General features: G+C 65.0%; 5 protein-coding genes and 1 tRNA gene. 1 reads left to right on the top strand and 5 read right to left on the bottom strand.

What is annotated here, in order from left to right; genetic code table 11:
• Window positions 1–103 precede the first annotated feature (103 nt).
• From MXAZACID_RS04715 to MXAZACID_RS04695, 5 genes are all read right to left on the bottom strand, one after another.
• Window positions 104–1081, bottom strand: coding sequence for an SIS domain-containing protein (locus tag MXAZACID_RS04715; RefSeq protein ID WP_008492969.1), 978 nt, complete (start codon window positions 1079–1081; stop codon window positions 104–106).
• Complete coding sequence (gene kdsA / locus MXAZACID_RS04710; RefSeq protein ID WP_008492968.1) at window positions 1078–1911, bottom strand: 3-deoxy-8-phosphooctulonate synthase; 834 nt, start codon at window positions 1909–1911, stop codon at window positions 1078–1080. Before kdsA ends, MXAZACID_RS04715 begins: the two co-directional genes overlap by 4 nt.
• Before the next feature lie 223 nt (window positions 1912–2134).
• Entirely contained in the window at window positions 2135–2440 is a 306-nt protein-coding gene (locus MXAZACID_RS04705; RefSeq protein WP_026438692.1) for an ETC complex I subunit, read from the bottom strand.
• A gap of 17 nt (window positions 2441–2457) precedes the next feature.
• Window positions 2458–2534: transfer RNA gene (locus MXAZACID_RS04700), tRNA-Pro, on the bottom strand.
• Window positions 2535–2549: 15 nt separating this feature from the next.
• Complete coding sequence (locus MXAZACID_RS04695) at window positions 2550–3035, bottom strand: DUF192 domain-containing protein (RefSeq protein ID WP_008492966.1); 486 nt, start codon at window positions 3033–3035, stop codon at window positions 2550–2552.
• Here MXAZACID_RS04695 and MXAZACID_RS04690 point away from each other — a divergent pair.
• On the top strand, window positions 3034–3787 hold a 754-nt coding region (locus MXAZACID_RS04690; protein WP_205619735.1), incomplete at its 3' end, for a glycosyltransferase family 39 protein. The genes MXAZACID_RS04695 and MXAZACID_RS04690 overlap by 2 nt on opposite strands.

Raw genomic sequence — 3787 nt, 5'->3', positions numbered from 1 at the left:
TTCGATAAAGCGTCCTGAGGCACCATGCCGCGTCCATGCCGCTTTTTTGCGACAAGCGACATTTGGGCAGCGGAACCGAAGCCGCCCAAAACCGTTTATAACCTCAGACCACGCCGGCGCGCAGCAGATCGTGAATATGCAGCAGCCCGACGGGCTTGGTCTCTTCCACCACGAACATGCAGGTAATCTGCGTATCGCTCATCCGGGCCAAAGCCTGCGCGGCCATCGCGTCCGGGGTGATGGTTTGCGGCGGATGCCGGCGCCCCATCGCCTCACGCGCTGGCATATCCTTGAACCCGCCCTGAAAGGCCCGGCGCAGATCGCCATCCGTCAGCACGCCGATCAGCGCGCCGGCCTCATCCACCACCCCGGCAATGCCGAAGCGCTTCGAGGTCATCTCCACAATCCCGGCCGAGAGCATGGTATCCTGCCCGATGATCGGCATTTCCGCGCCTTTATGCATGAGCTGGCTCACGCTGATCAGCTGGGCGCCAAGCTTGCCGCCAGGATGGAAACGGCGGAAATCCGTCGCGGTGAAGCCACGCCGCTCCAGCAGCAGTACCGCCAGCACGTCGCCGGCCACCAGGGTCATGGTGGTGGAGGTGGTCGGTGCCACGCCGTTCGGGCAGGCTTCCTCGGCGGCGGGCAGAAACAGCCCGATATCGGCCGCCCGCCCCAAGGCGCTCTCCGGCCGGGCGGTGATGGCGATCAATTTATGGCCGAAGCGCTTGGCGTAATTGATGATATTCGCCAACTCCGGCGCCTCGCCGGACCAGGACAGCGCCAGCACCACATCATTGGGCGCGACCATGCCGAGATCGCCATGGCTGGCCTCGGCCGGATGCACGAAATGGCTATGGGTGCCGGTGCTGGCCAATGTGGCCGCGATCTTCTTGCCGATATGGCCGGATTTGCCCATGCCGGTGACGATGACGGAGCCGCCGCTCTGCTCGATGGCTTCCACCGCCGCCAGAAACGCATCGCCCAGCGCGCCCTCCAGAGCCGCGCGCAGCGCCGCCAGCCCCTCCATCTCGGTATCGAGCGTGCGCAGCATCCGCGCCCGCGCGGAGATCTCGCTCACGCCTTGGCCACCGCGTCGAACGCCATCAGCCGCGCCACCAGCGCCTCGAAATCCTTCAGCGCGATCATGTTCGGCCCGTCGGAGGGGGCGTTATCCGGGTCCGGATGGGTCTCGATGAACAAACCGGCCACCCCCACCGCCACGGCGGCGCGGGCCAGCACCGGCACGAATTCGCGCTGCCCGCCGGAGGAGCCGCCCTGCCCGCCCGGCTGCTGCACGGAATGGGTGGCATCGAAAATCACCGGCGCGCCGTAGCCGGCCATCACCGGCAGGCCGCGGAAATCCGAGACCAGGGTGTTATAGCCGAAGCTGGTGCCGCGCTCGGTCAGCATCACCTTGGGGTTGCCGGATTCGGTGAGCTTTTCCACGACATTCTTCATGTCCCAGGGGGCGAGGAACTGGCCCTTCTTCACATTCACCACCGCGCCGGTTTCGGCGGCGGCGATCAGCAGATCGGTCTGGCGGCAGAGGAAGGCGGGGATCTGCAGAATATCGACGATTTGCGCCACCGGGGCGCATTGCTCGCGCTCATGCACATCGGTGAGCAGCGGCAAGCCGAGCTTGGCCTTGATGTCGGCGAAAATCTGCAAGGCCGCATCCAGCCCGACACCGCGCTTGCCCTTCAGCGAGGTACGGTTGGCTTTGTCGAAGGAGGATTTGAAGACGAGGCCGATGCCAAGGCGTGCAGCGATCTCTTTGAGGGCGCTGGCGCATTCGAAGGCATGGGCGGCGCTTTCGATCTGGCAAGGCCCGGCGATCAGCGCCATCGGCAGGTTATTGCCAAAGCGGACCCCGCCAATATTGAGGATAGGCTCCGGCAGATTGGCCATGTCGTTCATGAATCCTGAATAAAGTGATAAAAGTTTTTTGGTGCCGCTTTATTACAAAAAAGCGGCAAAACCGCCCGGGCGTATACTACGCCGCCGTCACTACCCCAAACGTTCGTGGGGACTTTTTGAAAAAAGTCCCCACCCCTCCGGCGGCTTTCCACCACCGCTGCGCGGTGCCGGAACCTTGGCCGCCTACGCCCCCAAAAACCAAGAGGGTTGGTTTTTAGTGGGTCCAGTTTTCCTTGCGGTCAGCGCGGAAATTATCGGCGTAGGATTTCGGCTTATGCACGCGCGCCGGCGGGATCTCGACATCATAGGGGATGCCCTGCGCCTCGGCATAGGCGATGGCGGCTTCCTTGGTCTCGAAGCTCAGGCGGATCTGCTGGCGCATATCGTCGGAGCCGGTCCAGCCCATCAACGGGTCGCGGATCTTGGCTTTCTCCGGCTCATATTGCAGCACCCAACGATGGGTGCGCGCCAGACCGGACTGCATGGCCGATTTGGGAGGAAGAAAGATACGAGCCCGCATGCAACATCACTCCTGACTGGTCGGGGCGCCCGGATTCGAACCGGGGGCCTCTTGTACCCAAAACAAGCGCGCTACCAGGCTGCGCCACGCCCCGAACTGCCCCGGGGACTTAGCTCCCCGGGAAGGGCTTGGCAATCACCTGGTCGCCGACACTGATATCATCCTTCGCCGTCAGCCCGCCTTGCAGCTCCAGCACGGCCTTCACCGGCGCCGGCGGGGCGATGGGCTTCAGCGAATAAGGCACGGTCATCTCGGCGATGGAGACGATTTTCCCGTCGGCGCCGATGAACACCATGTCCTCCGGCACCGGGCAGTTCTTCATCCACATGGCCGTGCTCTGCGGCTGCGGCCAGATGAACAGCATGCCGCTATCGGCGGGGATGTCCGTGCGGAACATCTCGCCCGTATCCTGCTGCTGCTGGGTCTTCGGGATTTCGACGGTGAAGTTGAAAACCTTGCCGGCGGCGGTTTTGATCTGCAGAGGCTGGGTCGGCAGCTTGGGCTGCGGGCCGGTGGGGTCATCGGTGGCCGGCTGCGCCAGGGCCATGGACCCGGCCAAAAGCGAGGCAGCCAGAGAATAGGCGAAAAGCTTCATGTCACTCCTCCGTGCGCTGCCCTATGTGCCGAAGCCCCGCGCCCAAGGCAAGCACACAAGCCAAGCACCCGCCCGATGGACAGGTGCCAAGCCCGCATGCGACAAATTCCGGGTGAGACGCGCCTGGCCAGTCGCCTGTTTTCTGCTCCTGGCCGTGCTGCTGCGGCTACCGGTGCTGCATCGTTCGGTGCTGGACTGGGATGAGAGCCTGTATGTGCTGATGGCGCAGGACTGGCTGGCCGGCCACCTGCCCTACACCCAAATCTGGGACAACAAGCCACCGGGCATTTATGCGATTTTCGCGGTCTTTCAGGCGATCATCCCCGGCATCGCGGCCATCCGCATCGCCAGCGCGCTCTGCCTGGGGCTGGAGGGCTGGGCGGTGCGGGGCATCGTGATGGCGCTGGGCGGGCGGGCCTGGGCCGGCTGGGTTGTGGGCGGGATCGCGCTGCTGGCCGGGCTCTCCAATGACGGGCTGTCCGCCAATACCGAACCTTTCATGGCCTGCTGCATCGCGCTGGCGGTGCTGTGCGTGCTGCGCGGCGGCCCGGCCTGGCTGGCGGGGCTTGGACTTGGGGCCGGGGTGATGGTGAAATATGTCTGCGCGCCGGAGGCGCTGCTGTTGCTTGCACTGCTCTGGCGGCTGCGCGGCGCGCGGGCGGCGCTGGCCGGTACGCTCGGCGCGGCGCTGCCCGCGCTGGCGGCCGCCTTACTGTATCTCGCCGCCGGACGGTTCGGGCTGCTCTGGGACG

This window comes from Acidocella sp. MX-AZ02, from assembly GCF_000306035.1.
In the GTDB taxonomy this organism is placed as follows: Bacteria; Pseudomonadota; Alphaproteobacteria; order Acetobacterales; family Acetobacteraceae; genus Acidocella; species Acidocella facilis.
Note: the sequence above shows the minus strand (reverse complement) of the source record. Positions and strands in the feature narration are given on the sequence as shown.